Origin of the sequence: Streptomyces sp. NPDC048338, from assembly GCF_043201055.1 — a bacterium.
Taxonomy (GTDB): Bacteria; Actinomycetota; Actinomycetes; order Streptomycetales; family Streptomycetaceae; genus Streptomyces.
Genome location: NZ_JBICYQ010000010.1, coordinates 19,569 through 36,072, shown reverse-complemented (window position 1 = coordinate 36,072; position 16,504 = coordinate 19,569). Strand labels below are relative to the sequence as shown.

Annotated in this window: 15 protein-coding genes; 9 read left to right on the top strand and 6 right to left on the bottom strand. The window is 72.0% G+C overall.

Annotation, left to right across the window (positions count from 1 at the left end; translation table 11 throughout):
- The first annotated feature begins 142 nt into the window (after positions 1 to 142).
- The gene (locus tag ACGFZF_RS23080) at positions 143 to 994 is read left to right on the top strand and encodes an NAD(P)H-binding protein (RefSeq protein ID WP_393556832.1); all 852 of its coding nucleotides are present in this window, start codon (positions 143 to 145) and stop codon (positions 992 to 994) included.
- A 73-nt stretch (positions 995 to 1,067) separates the two neighbouring features.
- Positions 1,068 to 1,805: a Mut7-C RNAse domain-containing protein gene (locus tag ACGFZF_RS23075; RefSeq protein WP_393556830.1), complete on the top strand. Its 738-nt coding sequence runs from the start codon at positions 1,068 to 1,070 to the stop codon at positions 1,803 to 1,805.
- A gap of 16 nt (positions 1,806 to 1,821) precedes the next feature.
- On the opposite strand, the gene ACGFZF_RS23070 is transcribed toward ACGFZF_RS23075, so the two are convergent.
- Positions 1,822 to 2,307: a MarR family winged helix-turn-helix transcriptional regulator gene (locus ACGFZF_RS23070; protein ID WP_393556828.1), complete on the bottom strand. Its 486-nt coding sequence runs from the start codon at positions 2,305 to 2,307 to the stop codon at positions 1,822 to 1,824.
- Between the two features lie 113 nt (positions 2,308 to 2,420).
- Positions 2,421 to 2,981 (bottom strand): TetR family transcriptional regulator, encoded by a 561-nt coding sequence (locus ACGFZF_RS23065; protein WP_393556826.1) that lies wholly within the window; start codon positions 2,979 to 2,981, stop codon positions 2,421 to 2,423.
- Positions 2,982 to 3,102: 121 nt separating this feature from the next.
- Here ACGFZF_RS23065 and ACGFZF_RS23060 point away from each other — a divergent pair, with 121 nt between their 5' ends.
- The gene (locus ACGFZF_RS23060; RefSeq protein WP_393556824.1) at positions 3,103 to 4,524 is read left to right on the top strand and encodes an FAD-dependent monooxygenase; all 1,422 of its coding nucleotides are present in this window, start codon (positions 3,103 to 3,105) and stop codon (positions 4,522 to 4,524) included.
- Between the two features lie 76 nt (positions 4,525 to 4,600).
- Here ACGFZF_RS23060 and ACGFZF_RS23055 read toward each other — a convergent pair whose 3' ends face one another.
- Positions 4,601 to 5,086 (bottom strand): hypothetical protein, encoded by a 486-nt coding sequence (locus ACGFZF_RS23055; RefSeq protein WP_393556822.1) that lies wholly within the window; start codon positions 5,084 to 5,086, stop codon positions 4,601 to 4,603.
- A 75-nt stretch (positions 5,087 to 5,161) separates the two neighbouring features.
- Between ACGFZF_RS23055 and ACGFZF_RS23050 the strand changes: the two genes are divergently transcribed.
- Entirely contained in the window at positions 5,162 to 5,497 is a 336-nt protein-coding gene (locus tag ACGFZF_RS23050) for a YnfA family protein (protein ID WP_356774922.1), read from the top strand.
- A gap of 66 nt (positions 5,498 to 5,563) precedes the next feature.
- Complete coding sequence (locus tag ACGFZF_RS23045) at positions 5,564 to 6,328, top strand: SDR family NAD(P)-dependent oxidoreductase (RefSeq protein ID WP_393556820.1); 765 nt, start codon at positions 5,564 to 5,566, stop codon at positions 6,326 to 6,328.
- Between the two features lie 62 nt (positions 6,329 to 6,390).
- On the opposite strand, the gene ACGFZF_RS23040 is transcribed toward ACGFZF_RS23045, so the two are convergent.
- Positions 6,391 to 7,584, bottom strand: coding sequence for an RtcB family protein (locus ACGFZF_RS23040; protein WP_147979109.1), 1,194 nt, complete (start codon positions 7,582 to 7,584; stop codon positions 6,391 to 6,393).
- Between the two features lie 185 nt (positions 7,585 to 7,769).
- On the opposite strand from ACGFZF_RS23040, the gene ACGFZF_RS23035 reads away from it, so the two are divergent.
- The 3 genes from ACGFZF_RS23035 to ACGFZF_RS23025 all read left to right on the top strand — a co-directional run bounded on the left by ACGFZF_RS23035 (position 7,770) and on the right by ACGFZF_RS23025 (position 10,839).
- On the top strand, positions 7,770 to 8,600 hold the full coding sequence (locus ACGFZF_RS23035) for a DUF3558 domain-containing protein (RefSeq protein ID WP_393556817.1): 831 nt from the start codon (positions 7,770 to 7,772) through the stop codon (positions 8,598 to 8,600).
- A gap of 96 nt (positions 8,601 to 8,696) precedes the next feature.
- Positions 8,697 to 9,416 carry a DUF3558 domain-containing protein gene (locus ACGFZF_RS23030; RefSeq protein WP_393556815.1) on the top strand — a complete coding sequence of 240 codons (720 nt, stop codon included), beginning with the start codon at positions 8,697 to 8,699 and terminating at the stop codon, positions 9,414 to 9,416.
- Between the two features lie 133 nt (positions 9,417 to 9,549).
- On the top strand, positions 9,550 to 10,839 hold the full coding sequence (locus tag ACGFZF_RS23025) for a DUF2637 domain-containing protein (RefSeq protein ID WP_393556813.1): 1,290 nt from the start codon (positions 9,550 to 9,552) through the stop codon (positions 10,837 to 10,839).
- Between the two features lie 70 nt (positions 10,840 to 10,909).
- Here the strand turns inward: ACGFZF_RS23025 and lysS are convergent, their stop codons facing one another.
- Positions 10,910 to 12,634, bottom strand: coding sequence for a lysine--tRNA ligase (gene lysS / locus ACGFZF_RS23020; RefSeq protein ID WP_393556811.1), 1,725 nt, complete (start codon positions 12,632 to 12,634; stop codon positions 10,910 to 10,912).
- A gap of 200 nt (positions 12,635 to 12,834) precedes the next feature.
- Here lysS and argS point away from each other — a divergent pair, with 200 nt between their 5' ends.
- On the top strand, positions 12,835 to 14,604 hold the full coding sequence (gene argS, locus ACGFZF_RS23015; protein WP_393556809.1) for an arginine--tRNA ligase: 1,770 nt from the start codon (positions 12,835 to 12,837) through the stop codon (positions 14,602 to 14,604).
- A 240-nt stretch (positions 14,605 to 14,844) separates the two neighbouring features.
- Here argS and ACGFZF_RS23010 read toward each other — a convergent pair whose 3' ends face one another.
- On the bottom strand, positions 14,845 to 16,332 hold the full coding sequence (locus ACGFZF_RS23010) for a helix-turn-helix domain-containing protein (protein ID WP_393556807.1): 1,488 nt from the start codon (positions 16,330 to 16,332) through the stop codon (positions 14,845 to 14,847).
- Between the last annotated feature and the right edge of the window lie 172 nt (positions 16,333 to 16,504).

The following is a 16,504-nucleotide window of genomic DNA, read 5'->3' as shown; positions in this document are numbered from 1 at the left end:
GCGGTCTCAGGGGGGCCTCGGGGTCGGGGTCGGGGATCTGTCAGGGTTGACGGCGCGGGGAGCTTCGCGGATATTTATCTGCGTTACACAGATTCTTCCTTGCGCAGTCGAATGCGTGAGCGCACCTGAAAGGACCCTTCCCATGACCGTTCTCGTCACCGGCAGCCGCGGCCGCGTCGCCACCACCCTGCTCGGACTGCTCCACGACGCGGGCATCAAGGCGAAAGCCGCCTCCAAGAACCCGGCGGACCTCTCCCCACCCGACGGCGTGGACACCGTCCGCTGCGATCTCGCCGATCCGACGACCTTCGGCGCCGCGCTCGAAGGCGTCGACTCCGTCTTCCTGTACGCCGAGCCCTCGCACATCGACGCCTTCACCGCGCAGGCCCGCGCCGCCGGTGTGCGCCACGTCGTACTGCTGTCCTCCAGCTCCGTGCTCGCCCCCGACGCCGCGGACAACCCGATCGCGGCCTCCCACCTGGCCGTCGAGCGCGCCCTGGAGTCCGCCGCGGCCGACGGCGCCTTCGAGGCGACGCACCTCCAGCCGGGGGCCTTCGCGACCAACGCCCTGCAGTGGTCGTGGGCGTTCAGGTCCTCGCGCCCCGTGGAGCTTCCGTATCCCGGATCGCACGCCGATCCGATCCACGAGAAGGACGTCGCCGAGGCCGCCTTCGCCGTCCTCACCGAATCCCGGCTCCGCGGGTCCTCGTACCTGCTGAGCGGCCCTGAATCGCTCGACTTCACCGAACAGCTGGCGATACTCGCCGAGGCGACGGGCCGCACGGCCGCCGTGCACGCCGTGACGCCCGGACAGTGGAAGGAGTCGGTCTCCTCCCACATACCGGAGACCTTCGCCGACGCCCTGCTGTCCTACTGGGCCGCGCACGACGGCAGGCCGGTGCCCCTGACGCGCACGGTCGAGGAGCTGACCGGGCACCCGGCCCGCACCTTCGCCCGATGGGCCGCCGAGCACGCGGACGCCTTCCGCCCGTGAGACCGCCGGGGCAGGCCGGCGGAGGGCCCGAAATGCCTGGCCGTCCGGCGGGCCCCGGTGACATCCTGTCCCCGTGAACGGACCGGAGATCCAGATCAGTTTCGCCCCCGACCTGCGGCTCTTCGTCTCGGCGGAGCGCCGCACGGGACGCACCGCGGTGACGACCGACGGCGTCTCGACGCTCGGGCACGTCGTGGAGTCACTGGGCGTGCCGCTCACCGAGGCGGGGCGGCTGCTCGTCGACGGGCGGCCGGTGGCGGTGTCGCACGTGCCGGCGGCGGGCGAGACGGTCGAGGTGGAGGGCGTCACCCGCCCGCAGTCCGTTCCCGGCGCTCCGCTCCGGTTCCTCCTGGACGTCCATCTCGGCACGCTGGCGCGCCGGATGCGGCTGCTGGGGATCGACGCGGCGTACGAGAGCGAGGACCTCGGCGATCCGGCACTCGCGGCGCTCTCGGCGAAGGAGCGGCGCGTGATGCTCTCCCGGGACCGCGGTCTGCTGCGCCGCCGGGAGCTGTGGGCCGGTGCCTACGTGTACAGCGACCGTCCCGAGGACCAGCTGCGCGACGTACTGGAACGGTTCGCCCCCACGCTGGAGCCGTGGACCCGCTGCACCGCCTGCAACGGCCGGCTGACCGAGGCCGACAAGGACTCGGTCCGCGAGCGACTGGAGCAGGGCACGGAGAAGACGTACGACGTGTTCGCGAGCTGCACGGAGTGCGAGCGGGTGTACTGGCGGGGCGCCCACCACGCCCGGCTGGAGGCGATCGTCACCGACGCGCTCCGCGAGTTCGGCGGTGCGGCGGCGCGCTGAGCCGCCCGCCGCGGCGTCAGCCGAGTTCGCCCTGGCGCAGCCGCTCGATCTGCACGGCGCTGAGCTCCACGGTCCGGCGCATATGGGCGATGAGCAGGGCGACCTCCGCGTCGCTGTAGGCGTCGAACATCGTGCCCCAGGCCCCGTTGAGCCGCCGCCAGAAAGCGCCGAGTTCGGCCATCCGCTCGGGCACCACGGCGACGAGGACGCGCCGCCGGTCCTCGTCGTCCCGCTCACGCGTCACGTATCCGGCGCGCTCCAGACGGTCGACGAGCCGGGTCGCGGAGCCCGTGGTGAGTCCGGTCAGCTCGGCTATCCGGCCGGTGGTGACGGGGGCGGACTCCAGGGAGAGCAGGTTCAGGCACTGCACATCGGTCGGGTGGAGCCGCAGATGGTCCGCCACGGCCTGGTTGAACAGGGCGTAGGAGGCCATGTACCGGCGGGACTCGCCGTAGAGCTCGGTCATGAGACCTTCCCGCCGCGCCGACTTCTTCTGCGTCATGCAGGAATTCTACGAAGCCCACCCCGGAGCGGCCACGGCCGCCGCCGCGACCGCCCGGGCCCCGCGCCCGGGGTGCGCGGCCACGAGGGCCGTCCCGCCGGACAGGACGCTCCCTAGGGAGTCTCGGCGGTCAGGTAGCGCTGGACCGTCGGGGCGAGCCAGGCGACGACGTCCTCGCGGGACATCTCGACGGCCGGCGGCAGGCGGAGCACGTAGCGGGCGAGTGCCATGCCGAGGATCTGCGAGGCGACGAGCGCCGCGCGGCGGGGCGCGTCGGCCGGGTCCGGGCAGACGCCGAGGGCGACGGGCCCGAGCTGCTGGGCGAAGACCGCCTGCATCCGCTCGGCGCCGGCGGCGTTGGTCACGCCGACCCGCAGCAGGCCGGTCAGGACGTCGTCGCGCTCCCACCGGTCGAGGAAGTGCGTCACCAGCACCGCGCCGACGTGCCGCCGCGGCAGGCCGCCCATCTCCGGAAGGCTGAGTTCGATCTCCGACGCGGCGGCGAACAGCCCCTCCTTGTTGCCGTAGTAGCGCATCACCATCGACGGGTCGATCCCGGCGTCGCGGGCGATGGCCCGGATGGTGGCGCGCTCGTAGCCGTCGGAGGCGAATCGCTCGCGGGCGGCTTCGAGAATCGCGGCGCGGGTCGCGTCGGAACGGCGTGCGGTCGTCATGCCAACAACTGTAGGCCAACAGGTGTTGACACGCCAGAAAGGGCGGCCCTACATTTGCCAACAAGCGTTGACCAACAAGCGTTGACCAACGGACATCGGCACGGCTCCCCTGGAGGCAGCGATGAACCAGCTGGACACGGACGTTCTCGTCGTAGGCGCCGGCCCCACCGGCATGCTCCTCGCCGGCGACCTCGCCGCCGCCGGCCTGCGCGTCACCCTGGTCGAGCGCCGCCCGCACGGCATCAGCAACATGACCCGCGCGTTCGGCGTGCACGCCCGCACCCTGGAGCAGCTGGACGCCCGCGGCCTCGCGGACGACCTGGTCGCCACGGGCACCCCCATCACCCGGATGCGTCTCTTCGGCCGCCTCGCCCTCGACCTGACCCGGCTGCCCTCCCGGTTCGCCTACCTCCTCATCACCCCGCAGTACGAGGTCGAGCGCCTCCTGGAACGGCGCACGCTGTCCACAGGTGTGGACGTCCGGCACGAGACGGAGCTGCGCGGGCTGCACCAGGACGCCGACGGGGTCACCGCCGAGTTCACCGGCCCCGAGGGTGCCCCCCTGACCCTGCGCGCCCGCTACCTCGTCGGCGCCGACGGCGTGCGCAGCGCGGTGCGGACCGCGCTCGGGCTGCCCTTCCCCGGCGTCTCCGTGATCCGTTCCATCGTCCTCGCCGACGTCCGCCTGGCCGAGGAGCCCGAAGGACTGCTCACGGTCGACGGCGCCGGCGACGCCTTCGCCTTCATCGCCCCCTTCGGCGACGGCTGGTACCGCGTGATGGGCTGGAACCGGACCCGCCAGGTCCCCGACAGCGAGCCCGTCGACCTCGACGAGGTCCGCGACATCGCCCGCACCGCGCTCGGCAGCGACTACGGCATGCACGACGCCCGATGGATCTCCCGCTTCCACAGCGACGAGCGCCAGGCCCCCGCGTACCGCTCCGGCCGGGTCTTCCTCGCCGGCGACGCCGCCCACGTCCACTCCCCCGCCGGCGGACAGGGCATGAACACCGGCCTGCAGGACGCCGCCAACCTGTCCTGGAAGCTCGCCGCTGTCCTGCGCGGGGACGCCCCCGACCCCGAGGCCCTCCTCGACAGCTACCAGGCCGAGCGGCACCCGGTCGGCACCATGGTGCTGCGCAGCAGCGGCGCCATCGTCCGGCTCGCCATGGCCCGCAACCCTCTCCAGCGCGCCGGGCGCGCCCTCGCCGCGCGCTTCCTGGACACGGTGCGCCCCGCCGCCGCGCGGGCCATGGGCATGATCAGCGGCCTCGACATCGCCTACGCCCCCGGTCACGGCGCCCGCCGTCCCGTGGGCCGGCGGGTCCCGGACCTGGCACTGCGGGAGGGGCGGCTCTACGAGCTCCTGCGCAAGGGCGAGTTCGTACTGGTCGCCCCCGCGGGCGCGACCCCGCTCGTGCCCGCGTCCGCGGCGTCATCGACCCGCCTCGTGCGCGCCACCTGGAGCGACCCCGGTCGCCGCACGGCACTCCTGGTCCGCCCCGACGGGTACGCCGCCTGGACCGGCCGTGCGGACGCCTGAGCGGACGCGCCGTGACGGGGCCCGCCTCCGGGCGGACCCGTCGGAAGACGCGAGCCTGCCAGAGGACGCGAGCCCGTCAGAAGACGTAGGCGTCGCCGGTCGCCAGGACGAGCACGCGATGGCGGTCGTTGTCGGGGTGGGGATCGGTCGAGCCATCGCTCCAGGCGGTGCCGATCTCCACGGTGACCTGCTCCGGGGAGCCCTGCGTGCGCAGCTCGATCGCCAGCTCACCGGCCGCCCCGGCGGCCCGCAGCGCGCCCGTCCGGCAGACGACCACCCGCTCGCCGCCCCACAGGCAGGCCGGCGGCAGCTCCTGACCCGCGGCCGCCGGCTCCGAGAAGGCGAGCCGCACGGTCGCCTCGGACACGTCGGACGAGCCGTGGTTCTGACTGACCAGCCGGACCTCGAGCCGCCCCTGCCAGAGGGAGGCGTAGCCGTGATGGGCCAGATCCGCCTCGCGCCCGGCCCTCGCGGGACCGTCGGCGCGAGCGCTGCCGCACGTACCGGCCGTCACCGAAGCCATCAGGACCACACCGAGCAGGGCCTTGCTCCTCACACTCATGGCCCGAAGATACCGATTGATCCACATATCTTCTGATTACCGGTCAGCCTGCGTGTCCCGTGGCACGCTGACCGCATGCTGATCGCGCGTTCCGTCGCCCTCTTCGCACTCGCCGCGCTCTTCGAGATCGGGGGCGCCTGGCTCGTCTGGCAGGGCGTGCGCGAGGACCGCGGCTGGGCATGGATCGGCGCCGGCGTCATCGCCCTCGGCCTCTACGGGTTCGTCGCCACCCTCCAGCCCGACGCCGAGTTCGGCCGGATCCTCGCGGCCTACGGAGGCGTGTTCGTCGCCGGATCGATCGCCTGGGGCATGGTCGCCGACGGCTACCGTCCCGATCGCTGGGACGTCACCGGAGCGCTGATCTGCCTCGCCGGCATGGCCGTGATCATGTACGCCCCGCGCACCCGCTGAGCCGGACCCGCCGCCTATCCTGACCACGCGATCGACGAAATCGACCACACGCGCGAGGAGCACGTCATGACTGCCGCCGGTACCCCCATCGCCGTCGTCACCGGAGCGAGCAGCGGCATCGGCGCCGCCACCGCCCGGCGGCTCGCCGCCGCCGGATACCGCGTGGTCCTCACCGCCCGCCGCAAGGACCGCATCGAGACCCTCGCCGCGGAGATCAACGAGGCCGGCCACCAGGCGACCGCGTACGCCCTGGACGTCACCGACCGCGAGGCCGTCCAGACCTTCGCCACGGCCTTCCGCACCATCGCCGTCCTCGTCAACAACGCGGGCGGCGCGCTCGGCGCGGACACCGTCGCGACCGGCGACCCCGAGGACTGGCGCCGGATGTACGAGGTCAACGTCATCGGCACCCTCCACGTCACCCAGGCCCTGCTGCCCGCCCTCACCGCGAGCGGCGACGGCACGGTCGTCGTCCTCTCCTCCACCGCCGGACACTCCACCTACGAGGGCGGCGCCGGCTACGTCGCCGCCAAGAACGGCGCCCGCGTCCTGGCCGAGACCCTCCGCCTGGAGATCGTCGGCACCCCGGTCCGCGTCATCGAGGTCGCCCCGGGCATGGTGAAGACCGAGGAGTTCGCGACCACCCGCTTCCGCGGCGACACCGACAAGGCCGCCAAGGTCTACGCGGGCGTGGCCGAGCCCCTGACCGCCGACGACGTCGCCGACACGGTCACCTGGGCCGTCACCCGCCCGCCGCACGTCAACATCGACCTCCTGGTCGTCCGCCCCCGCGCCCAGGCGTCCAACACCAAGGTGCACCGCGAGCTGTGACGACGACGCGGAAGGCCCCGGCACCAGGGGTGCCGGGGCCTTCCGCCGTACGGGAAGGGCGGTCAGCCCTTCACGCAGATGACCTGCTTCAGCTTCGCGACGACCTCGACCAGGTCCCGCTGCTGGTCGATGACCTTCTCGATCGGCTTGTAGGCACCCGGGATCTCGTCCACGACGCCGGAGTCCTTGCGGCACTCCACGCCCCGCGTCTGCTCCTCCAGGTCCCGCGTCGAGAAGCGCCGCTTCGCCGCGCTCCGGCTCATCTTCCGGCCGGCTCCGTGGGAGGCCGAGTTGAAGGACGCCGCGTTGCCGAGGCCCTTCACGATGTACGAGCCGGTTCCCATGGAGCCCGGGATGATCCCGAGGTCGCCGGAGCCCGCCCTGATCGCGCCCTTGCGGGTGACGAGCAGGTCCATGCCGTCGTACCGCTCCTCCGCCACGTAGTTGTGATGGCAGGAGATCACCGGCTCGAAGGTCACCCGCGCCTTGCGGAACTCCCGGCGGACGACCTCCTGGAAGAGCGCCATCATGATCGCGCGGTTGTACTTCGCGTACTCCTGCGCCCAGAAGAGGTCGTTGCGGTACGCCGCCATCTGCGGGGTGTCCGCGATGAAGACGGCGAGGTCCCGGTCGACGAGCCCCTGGTTGTGCGGCAGCTGCCGCGCCTCGCCGATGTGGTGCTCGGCGAGCTCCTTGCCGATGTTCCGCGAGCCGGAGTGCAGCATCAGCCAGACCGCACCCGACTCGTCGAGGCAGAACTCGACGAAGTGGTTGCCGCTGCCGAGCGTCCCCATCTGCAGCGCGGCCCGCTCCCGGCGGAACTTGACCGCGTCCGCGACCCCGTCGAAACGGGTCCAGAAGTCGTCCCACCCCGACGTCGGGAACTGGAAGAGCCGCTTGGGGTCCACCTCGTCACGGTGCATCCCGCGGCCCACCGGGATCGCCTGCTCGATCTTCGACCGCAGCCGCGACAGGTCTCCCGGCAGGTCGTTCGCGGTGAGCGAGGTCTTCACGGCCGACATGCCGCAGCCGATGTCGACGCCGACCGCGGCCGGGCACACCGCGCCCTGCATCGCGATCACCGAACCGACCGTGGCGCCCTTGCCGTAATGCACGTCCGGCATCACGGCCAGGCCCTTGATCCACGGCAGCGTCGCCACGTTGTGGAGCTGCTGCATGGCGCCGCCCTCCACCGTCGAAGGATCCGCCCACATCCGGATGGGCACCTGCGCGCCCGGTACCTCTACGTACGACATACTTCCTCGATTCCCCCGATAAGCCTAAAAACGCAAAAACCGGGGCCAAAGCCCGTACAGGTGACGACGGACCGGCATCGACGGCAGTGCGTGCGATACACATTGTGTTCAGCGGCCGGTGTCCGGCGGCAATCGTTTTTTCGGGGAAGTCCTCGGCAGAAGTCGGGAGAAGGGAGCCTGCGAGCGTGCAGCGACAGGCGTACGTACCCGGTCTGACAGCACTCGCGGCGGCACTCGCGCTGGGCCTCACCGGATGCTCCTCCGGCGGCGGCGCGGACGTCACGGCCATGGACTCCAAGGCAGGTCCCGCCGCCCCCGCCGCCCCGCCCGGGCGCTACCGCACCCTCTTCGAGCCCTGCGGTGCCGTCCCGCAGACCGCGCTCAAGGACCTGCTCCCCGGCGCGGCCGAGCTGCCGGACGCGGAGCGCGACAAGGCCTACCGGGGCAGCGCGTCCGTCACCTACGACACCGACCGCCGCGTCGGCTGTTCCTGGAAGGCCGACTCCCCCGATTCCTCGTACCGGCTCGTCCTCGACATCGAGCGGGTCGTGTCCTACGACCCGGCCGTGAGCGACGACGCCCGCGCGCAGGAGGTGTTCGCCCGCAAGCAGGCCGCCGCGAACCTCCCGCAGACCCCGGCGTCCCCTCAGACACCCCAGGGCACGGGAGCGGCGCAGACCCCCCAGGCCCCGGGCGGAACCACCACCCCGCCGGCCGGCACCGGGGGAGCCACCCAGCCCCCCTCGGGCGGCGTCGCCCCGACGCCCACCACCGGCCTGGAGCCCCGCCTCCTGGAGGACCTGGGCGAGGTGGCGTTCCTCGACGACGTGCTCACCCCCGACGGATCCAACGGCCGGCACCGCACCGTGAGCGTGGTGTTCCGCACATCCAACGTGATCGTCACCATCGGATACGTCGCCCAGACGACCGGCGCCACCGAGGTGCCCGACAGCGCGGAGCTGCAGGAAAAGGCCCGGAATCTGGCCCGGCTGCTCGCCGACCGCCTGGAGGAGTAGCGGTCCCGACCCGCTCCGTGAGCGGATCCTGACCACGTAACGTGTCGGCGTACCGTGGCCGCCGGCCGGACCGTACGACAAGCGACTGAAGGAACCATGCACCGATCAGCCCCGCGACTCACCCGCATACTCGCCTGCGCAGCCGTCCCGGTGATGCTCGTCGTCGCCGGCTGCTCCTCGGACTCCGACGGCGGTTCCGGAGCGTCCCCGGACAAGGGGTCCGCGTCCTCGGCCCCGCAGGCCACCGCGTCGAAGAAGACGGTCGAGCCCGCGAAGTTCGCGAAGCTGCCCGACGCCTGCAAGGCCGTCTCCGCCAAGACGACCGCGACGCTGGTGCCCAAGGCCAAGGCCAAGAACGGCACGTCGGCCACCTCCAGCGACACCTCCAGCCGCGGCGGCTGCTCGTGGAACGGCCTGGAGGACAAGGGCACGAAGGGCTCGCAGTACCGCTGGCTCGACGTCTCCTTCTACCGCTACGACTCGGACGTCGCGCTCGGCAGCGGCCAGGAGCGCGCCCAGCAGAACCTCGCCAAGGAGCTCGCCAAGCTGGAGGCGACCGAGGGCGCGAAGAAGCTGCGCACCACGGATTCGTCCGGCGTCGGCGAGGAGGGCAAGGCCGTCGCCTACGACCTCCGCAAGACGGACGAGGACTTCAAGTACGCGTCGATCGTCGCCCGTACGGGCAACGTCCTGGTGCTGCTGACCTACAACGGCGCCGGCTACGCGGGCGCGGACGCGCCCAGCGACAAGGCGGTCATGGAAGGCGCCGTGAAGGCCGCCAAGGAGGCCGTCGCCGCGGTCGCCGCCGCGAACTAGCACGCCCGTCCCGGCACGAACACCGTCATATCGACACATACGAGCGGAGCCTGTCCCTCCCCCGAGGGCCGGGCTCCGCGCGTATGTGCCACGCTGTGCCCGCGAGATGTCCACTGACGGGAGGGGATCGCGGGTGGCCGCGGTGCAGCTGACACGGACGCACAAGATACTGATCGGCGTCGTCGTCGCCGGTGCGGTGATCATCGCCGGGATCGGTTTCGCGGGTTCGTACGCCGCCGTGCGCGAGCTCGCCCTCGAGAAGGGCTTCGGCGACTTCTCCTACTTCTTCCCCATCGGCATCGACGCCGGCATCTGCGTGCTGCTCGCACTGGACCTGCTGCTGACCTGGATCCGGATCCCGTTCCCGCTCCTGCGGCAGACGGCGTGGGTGCTGACCGCGGCGACGATCGCCTTCAACGGCGCCGCCGCCTGGCCGGACCCGCTGGGCGTCGGCATGCACGCGGTCATCCCGGTCCTGTTCGTCGTCGCGGTCGAGGCGGCACGGCACGCCGTGGGCCGGATCGCCGACATCACGGCCGACAAGCACATGGAGGGCGTCCGGCTCACCCGCTGGCTGCTCTCGCCGATCCCGACGTTCCGCCTGTGGCGCCGGATGAAGCTGTGGGAGCTGCGCTCCTACGAGCAGGTGATCAAGCTGGAGCAGGACCGGCTGATCTACCAGGCGCGCCTGCAGGCCCGCTTCGGCCGGGCCTGGCGCCGCAAGGCACCGGTGGAGGCGCTGATGCCGCTACGCCTGGCCAAGTACGGGGTGCCGCTGGCGGAGACCGCCGCGGCCGGGCTCGCCGCGGCGGGCGTGGAGCCGGCGCTGCTGCCGCCGCAGCCGGTCCAGGCCGCGCAGGTCCCGGCTGGCCTCGCGGGCCGGCCCGACCTGCCGCAGGGACTCCCGGCCCAGCCGCTGGCCGTGCAGCAGCCCCCGCAGCTCCTCCAGGCATCCGCCCAGGACCTGCCGCAGGGTGTCGTCCCGGGCCAGGGGCCGGAGCTGCCGGCCAACCACGACAGTCCGTGGTTCCAGGCGCAGCAGCTGCCGCCCGAGGCCTACGAGGGCGCCTTCGACCCGCAGTACGTGGAGGGCCTGGAGCCGACGCCGGTCGCGGTGCCCCAGGGCCCGGACGACCTGCTGATCCCGGGTCCGCGTCAGGAGCAGGGTCCGGAGCAGTTCGAGGAGTACCCGGAGTACGTCGAGCCGGAGCCGCAGGTCGACGAGTTCTCCGAGGCCGCCTACAAGGCGATGTGGGACTACGTCGAGGAGCGGCAGGACTTCCCGAACGCCGAGCAGCTCGACATATGGCTGAGCGACATGTACGGGGTCCAGCACCCGCGCAGCGCGTCGATCCTGCGCGAGCTGACGCCGCGGCTGCGCCACCGCATCGAGCAGGAGATGGCGGAGAACCACATCCCGTAGGTCCCGCCGACCGACCTGGTGAGAACGCGAAGGCCCCCGCCCGGAAACCGGGCGGGGGCCTTCGCGTACGTCACGCGCCGAGCAGCCTGCGCACCCGCTCCGCGCCGACGGCGAGCAGCAGCGTGGGCAGCCGGGGGCCCGTCTCACGGCTCACCAGGAGCTTGTAGAGCAGGGCGAAGAAGGAGCGCTGGGCGACCTTCAGCTCCGGGGTGGGCTTGGCCTCGGGGTCGAGACCGGCCATGACCTTCGGGACGCCGTAGACCAGGGTGGTCAGACCGTCGAGGGACCAGTGCGTGGCCAGCCCCTCCAGGAGCAGGCGCAGCGACTCGCGGCCCTCGTCGTCGAGGGAGCCGAGGAGCTCGGCGTCCGGCTCGTCGCGGACGATCGTGCGCTGGTCGGCCGGGACCTGGGTGGTGATCCAGTTCTCGGCGCGGTCCAGCCGGGGCCGGACCTCGTCCAGGTCGGTGACCGGGCTCTCCGGGTCCAGCTCGGTCAGGATCCGCAGGGTCTGCTCGTCGTGGCCGGCGGTGATGTCCATGACCGAGGCCAGCGTCCGGTACGGCAGCGGGCGCGGCGTGCGCGGCAGCTCACCGGCGGCGGTGCGGGCGGCGCGGGCGTGCGCCGCCGCGTCGGCGGGGAGCACGCTGCCGTCCGCGACCTTGGCCTCCAGCTTGTCCCACTCGTCGTAGAGCCGCTGGATCTCCTGGTCGAAGGCGATCTTGAAGGACTGGTTGGGCTTGCGGCGCGCGTACAGCCAGCGCAGCAGCGGCGCCTCCATGATCTTCAGCGCGTCGGCAGGCGTGGGCACGCCACCGCGCGACGAGGACATCTTGGCCATGCCGCTGATGCCGACGAAGGCGTACATCGGGCCGATCGGCTGCACGCCGTCGAAGATCTGACGCACGATCTGGCCGCCGACGACGAAGGACGAGCCGGGCGAGGAGTGGTCGACGCCGGAGGGCTCGAAGATGACGCCCTCGAACGCCCAGCGCATCGGCCAGTCGACCTTCCACACCAGCTTGCCGCGGTTGAACTCGCTCAGCTTCACGGTCTCGGCGAAGCCGCACGACGTGCAGGTGTAGGCCAGCTCGGTGGTCTCGTCGTCGTACGACGAGACGGCCGTCAGGTCCTTCTCGCAGCGCCCGCAGTACGGCTTGTACGGGAAGTACCCGCCGGCGCCGCCCGAGCCGTCGTCCTCGCTCGCCGCGCCGGAGCCCTCCTCGGCCTCCAGCTCGGCCTCGTCGACCGGCTTCTGCGACTTCTTGGCCGGGCCCTTCTTGGTCCGGTACTGGTCGAGGATCGCGTCGATGTCACCGCGGTGCTTCATCGCGTGCAGGATCTGCTCGCGGTAGGTGCCCGCCGTGTACTGCTCCGTCTGGCTGATGGGGTCGTACTCGACGCCCAGCTCGGCCAGCGACTCCACCATGGCGGCCTTGAAGTGCTCGGCCCAGTTGCCGTGCTCCGAGCCGGCCGGGGCCGGGACGGAGGTCAGCGGCTTGCCGATGTGCTCGGCCCAGGACTCGTCGACGCCCTCGACGCCGTTCGGCACCTTGCGGTAGCGGTCGTAGTCGTCCCAGGAGATCAGGTGGCGGACCTCGTGGCCGCGCCGGCGGATCTCGTCGGCGACCAGGTGAGGGGTCATGACCTCGCGGAGGTTGCCCAGGTGGATGGGACCGGAGGGTGAGAGTCCGGAGGCGACGACGACCGGTTTGCCAGGCGCACGTCGCTCCGACTCGGCGATGACCTCGTCCGCGAAACGGGAGACCCAGTCGGTCTCGGTGCTGCTCTGAGCCACGGTCGGTACGTCCTTCTTCCTGGAATCCCTCGGAGCCTTACAGCCTTGTGCCGGCCATTCTCCCAGACGACGGGACCCGCTCCGGGGTTGTCCACGGCCGGGAAAAACACGTTGCCCTGCCATGGGACACTTGACAAGCGAAATCAAGCCCCCCGGAACCACCCAAGGAACCGGTACACCACCGACAGGAACGGAAGCTCATGGCCTCGGTCCCTTCCCTCGCTTCGACCGTGCAGCAGCGCCTCGCGGAAGGTCTCTCGGCAGCCCTGCCCGAGGCCGGCTCCGCCGACCCGCTGCTGCGACGAAGCGACCGGGCCGACTTCCAGGCCAACGGCATCCTTGCCCTCGCCAAGCGGCTCAAGGGCAACCCGCGTGAGCTGGCGACGCAGGTCGTCGACGGCATCCCGGCGAACGACGTGCTGAAGGAGATCGAGGTCTCGGGCCCCGGCTTCCTGAACATCACGGTCACCGACGAGGCGATCGTGAGGACCCTCGCCGCCCGGGCCGCCGACGACCGCCTCGGCGTGCCGTTCACCCCGGACGCCGGCACCACGGTGATCGACTACGCCCAGCCGAACGTGGCCAAGGAGATGCACGTCGGCCACCTGCGTTCCGCCGTGATCGGCGCCGCCATGGTCGAGATCCTGGAGTTCACCGGCGAGACGGTGGTCCGGCGCCACCACATCGGCGACTGGGGCACCCAGTTCGGCATGCTCATCCAGTACCTGATCGAGCACCCGCACGAGCTGGACCACGCCTCGGACGGGGAGGTCTCCGGCGAGGAGGCCATGTCCAGCCTGAACCGGCTCTACAAGGCATCGCGCGCGCTCTTCGACTCCGACGAGGCGTTCAAGACCCGGGCGCGGGCACGGGTCGTGGACCTCCAGGCCGGCGAGCCGCAGACCCTCGCCCTGTGGCAGCGGTTCGTCGACGAGTCGAAGATCTACTTCTACTCGGTCTTCGACAAGCTCGACATGGACATCCGGGACCCCGACGTCGTCGGCGAGTCCGGGTACAACGACATGCTCGCGGAGACCTGCCGGATCCTGGAGGAGTCGGGTGTCGCGGTGCGCTCCGAGGGCGCCCTCTGCGTCTTCTTCGACGACGTCAAGGGCCCGGACGGCAACCCGACGCCCCTGATCGTCCAGAAGTCCGACGGCGGCTTCGGCTACGCGGCGACCGACCTGTCCGCGATCCGCGACCGGGTGGGGAACCTGAAGGCGACGACCCTGCTGTACGTGGTCGACGCCCGCCAGTCCCTGCACTTCAAGATGGTCTTCGAGACCGCCCGCCGGGCCGGCTGGCTGAACGACGAGGTCAAGGCCGTCCAGCTGGCCTTCGGCACCGTGCTCGGCAAGGACGGCAAGCCGTTCAAGACCCGTGAGGGCGAGACCGTCCGGCTGGTCGACCTGCTCGACGAGGCCGTGGACCGGGCGACGTCGGTCGTGCGCGAGAAGGCCGAGAAGGTGGGCCTGACCGAGACCGAGATCGTGGAGAACGGCCAGTACGTGGGCATCGGCGCCGTGAAGTACGCCGACCTGTCCACGTCCGCGGCGCGCGACTACAAGTTCGACCTGGACCAGATGGTCTCGCTGAACGGCGACACCTCGGTCTACCTCCAGTACGCCTACGCCCGGATCAAGTCGATCTTCGGCAAGGCGGGCGACCGCGCGCCCCTCGCGCACCCGGAGCTCGCCCTGGAGCCGGCCGAGCGGGCCCTCGGCCTGCACCTGGACACCTTCGGCGAGGTGGTCCAGGAGGCCGCCGCGGAGTACGCCCCGCACAAGCTGGCGGCCTACCTCTACCAGCTCGCGTCGCTCTACACGACGTTCTACGACCAGTGCCCGGTCATCAAGCCCGAGCCGCCGCAGGACGTCGCGGAGAACCGGCTCCTGCTCTGCGACCTGACCGCCCGCACGCTCCACCGGGGCATGGCCCTGCTCGGCATCCGGACCCCCGAGCGCCTCTGACGCCCGCCGGCCCCACCACCGCCGAAGGCCCCGGCACCGTCTCCGTACGGTGCCGGGGCCTTCGGCCGTGTGGACCCAGGTCCTGTCCGGGCGATCTTCGAGGACCGGCCCGCGGCGTCGGATGTGGTGTATCGCAAGGCGGAGGATCGCCCTCGTACTGGGCGTACTCGGGCGACTCCGACAACGCCGCGAGACGCCGCAGCCGTCGTCGCGGGCCCGAGAAGATCGCCCGGACAGGACCTAGTAGGTGACCCACTCGCCCTTGTCGGGCAGGTAGTTGTAGGTCTTCTTCCCCTCGATGGCGCTCGTGCGGAAGGGCTTGCCGTCGTCCTTGACGTAGAGCGTGCCGCGGCGGTCGCCGCTGCTCCAGTCGACCTCCAGGTACCAGGAGACGACGTGCGACTCGGTGTGGAGGTCCAGGTTGAAGACCTCGGGGTCGCTGGTGGACACCTTGTAGGGGAAGTCCTTGGCGGGCACGACCCCGTCGCCGTCCCGGCCGGCGACCGGCTTCGCGAACGGGCGGGGCGCGTCCAGGTCGATGTCGAAGGTCTGCGGGGTGATGGCGCCGCCGCAGCCGTCGCCCATCGCGTACACGGCCCGGTCGAGCGGAGCGGAACGCTCCACCACGCGGACGTGGAGGGCGTTGAGCACCACCGCCTCCGCGGTCTTGCCGGTGACGGTCAGCTGGAGCTGCATGTGGCCGCCGTCGACCCCGCCCAGCGCCCGGGCCCAGCCGCGCGCGTCCTGCGGGGCGGGCGGCGGCGGGACCTCACCGGGCTGCCGGCCGAGGACGTAGAACTGGCCGCAGGGCGCATCCCAGTTGTACGAGCTGATGCCGACGCTCACGGGTGTGGCCACCGCGTGCGGGACCGGCGCGGAGGACTTCGAGGCGGCCGAGGGCGTCGCGGAACCCGGCGTCGCCGAGGAGGCGGAGGGGGTACCGGAGGCCGCGGACGGCGTGGGCGTGCCCGCGGCGCCGGTCACCGCCGTCGCTCCGGCCCCGGCCGCCCTGCGCTGTCCGCCCCCCTTCGCGTCGGCGCCACCGTCGTCCGAGTGGCCGACGGCGTAGGCGACGGGCACGGCCAGGGCGACGACCGCGGCGGCCGCGAGGGCCGTGCGCAGCCGTTTGCGGGGGCCCGCCCCGGCCGGCGCCGTGGGCCGCACCGTGACGAGGACGTCCGCGTCCGCTCCGGACACGGAGCCGGGCCCCTGCTCCGGCCGCGGTCCCTCCGCCGCCGAGGACTCGGCCCCGGCCGCGGACGCGCCGTCGGCGGCGGCCGGACCGGGCGACGACGTCTCCGGCCGGGATCCCACCGGCTCCACCCGCTTGACGGGCTCCGCTGGCCCCGGCTCGCCCGGCCGTCCGGACCCCGTGCCGGACCCGCGCGGGGCGCCGGGCGCGTCGTCCGCCTCGGACGCCGCACCCTGCCCCGGTCCGGCCGTCGGCTCCGGCGTGGCTGCGGCCGCGGCCGCCTTCCCTCGCCTGCGCGCCTCGTCCGCCAGGATCCAGCCGCGGTGGAGGGCGATCAGCTCCTCCCGGGACGCTCCGCACAACCGCCCCAGCCGCTCCACCGGAGCGAACTCGGTGGGCACGGCATCGCCGTTGCAGTACCGGTGGAGCGTCGACGTACTCACGTGGAGCTTCTTCGCCAGTGCCCCGTAGCTGAGCCCGGATCGTTCCTTCAGATCGCGCACCAGCTCCGCGAAGTCGTCCGTCTCCGTCGCCACCCGCCCCGTGCCCCCTCGTCTCGCCGTCCCAGGAACGCATTCCAGGGAAGGGTCGTTCCCCCAGCTCGCAGGATGTGCGGGCGTTCCAGCTTCCCCCATTGTCCCGTGTCGATTGCACGGGGTCGGAACCGCCCCGCAGGCTGAGGTCCATGCCGAGCAGCCGCCTCACGGA

Excerpts from the sequence above, each read along its gene's own strand:
- ACGFZF_RS23060 (WP_393556824.1), top strand. The coding sequence starts at position 3,103 with ATGAACCAGCTGGACACGGACGTTCTCGTCGTAGGCGCCGGCCCCACC.
- ACGFZF_RS23030 (WP_393556815.1), top strand. The coding sequence starts at position 8,697 with ATGCACCGATCAGCCCCGCGACTCACCCGCATACTCGCCTGCGCAGCC.
- ACGFZF_RS23065 (WP_393556826.1), bottom strand. The coding sequence starts at position 2,981 with ATGACGACCGCACGCCGTTCCGACGCGACCCGCGCCGCGATTCTCGAA.
- ACGFZF_RS23080 (WP_393556832.1), top strand. The coding sequence starts at position 143 with ATGACCGTTCTCGTCACCGGCAGCCGCGGCCGCGTCGCCACCACCCTG.
- argS (WP_393556809.1), top strand. The coding sequence starts at position 12,835 with ATGGCCTCGGTCCCTTCCCTCGCTTCGACCGTGCAGCAGCGCCTCGCG.
- ACGFZF_RS23040 (WP_147979109.1), bottom strand. The coding sequence starts at position 7,584 with ATGTCGTACGTAGAGGTACCGGGCGCGCAGGTGCCCATCCGGATGTGG.
- ACGFZF_RS23050 (WP_356774922.1), top strand. The coding sequence starts at position 5,162 with ATGCTGATCGCGCGTTCCGTCGCCCTCTTCGCACTCGCCGCGCTCTTC.
- ACGFZF_RS23070 (WP_393556828.1), bottom strand. The coding sequence starts at position 2,307 with ATGACGCAGAAGAAGTCGGCGCGGCGGGAAGGTCTCATGACCGAGCTC.
- ACGFZF_RS23055 (WP_393556822.1), bottom strand. The coding sequence starts at position 5,086 with ATGAGTGTGAGGAGCAAGGCCCTGCTCGGTGTGGTCCTGATGGCTTCG.
- ACGFZF_RS23045 (WP_393556820.1), top strand. The coding sequence starts at position 5,564 with ATGACTGCCGCCGGTACCCCCATCGCCGTCGTCACCGGAGCGAGCAGC.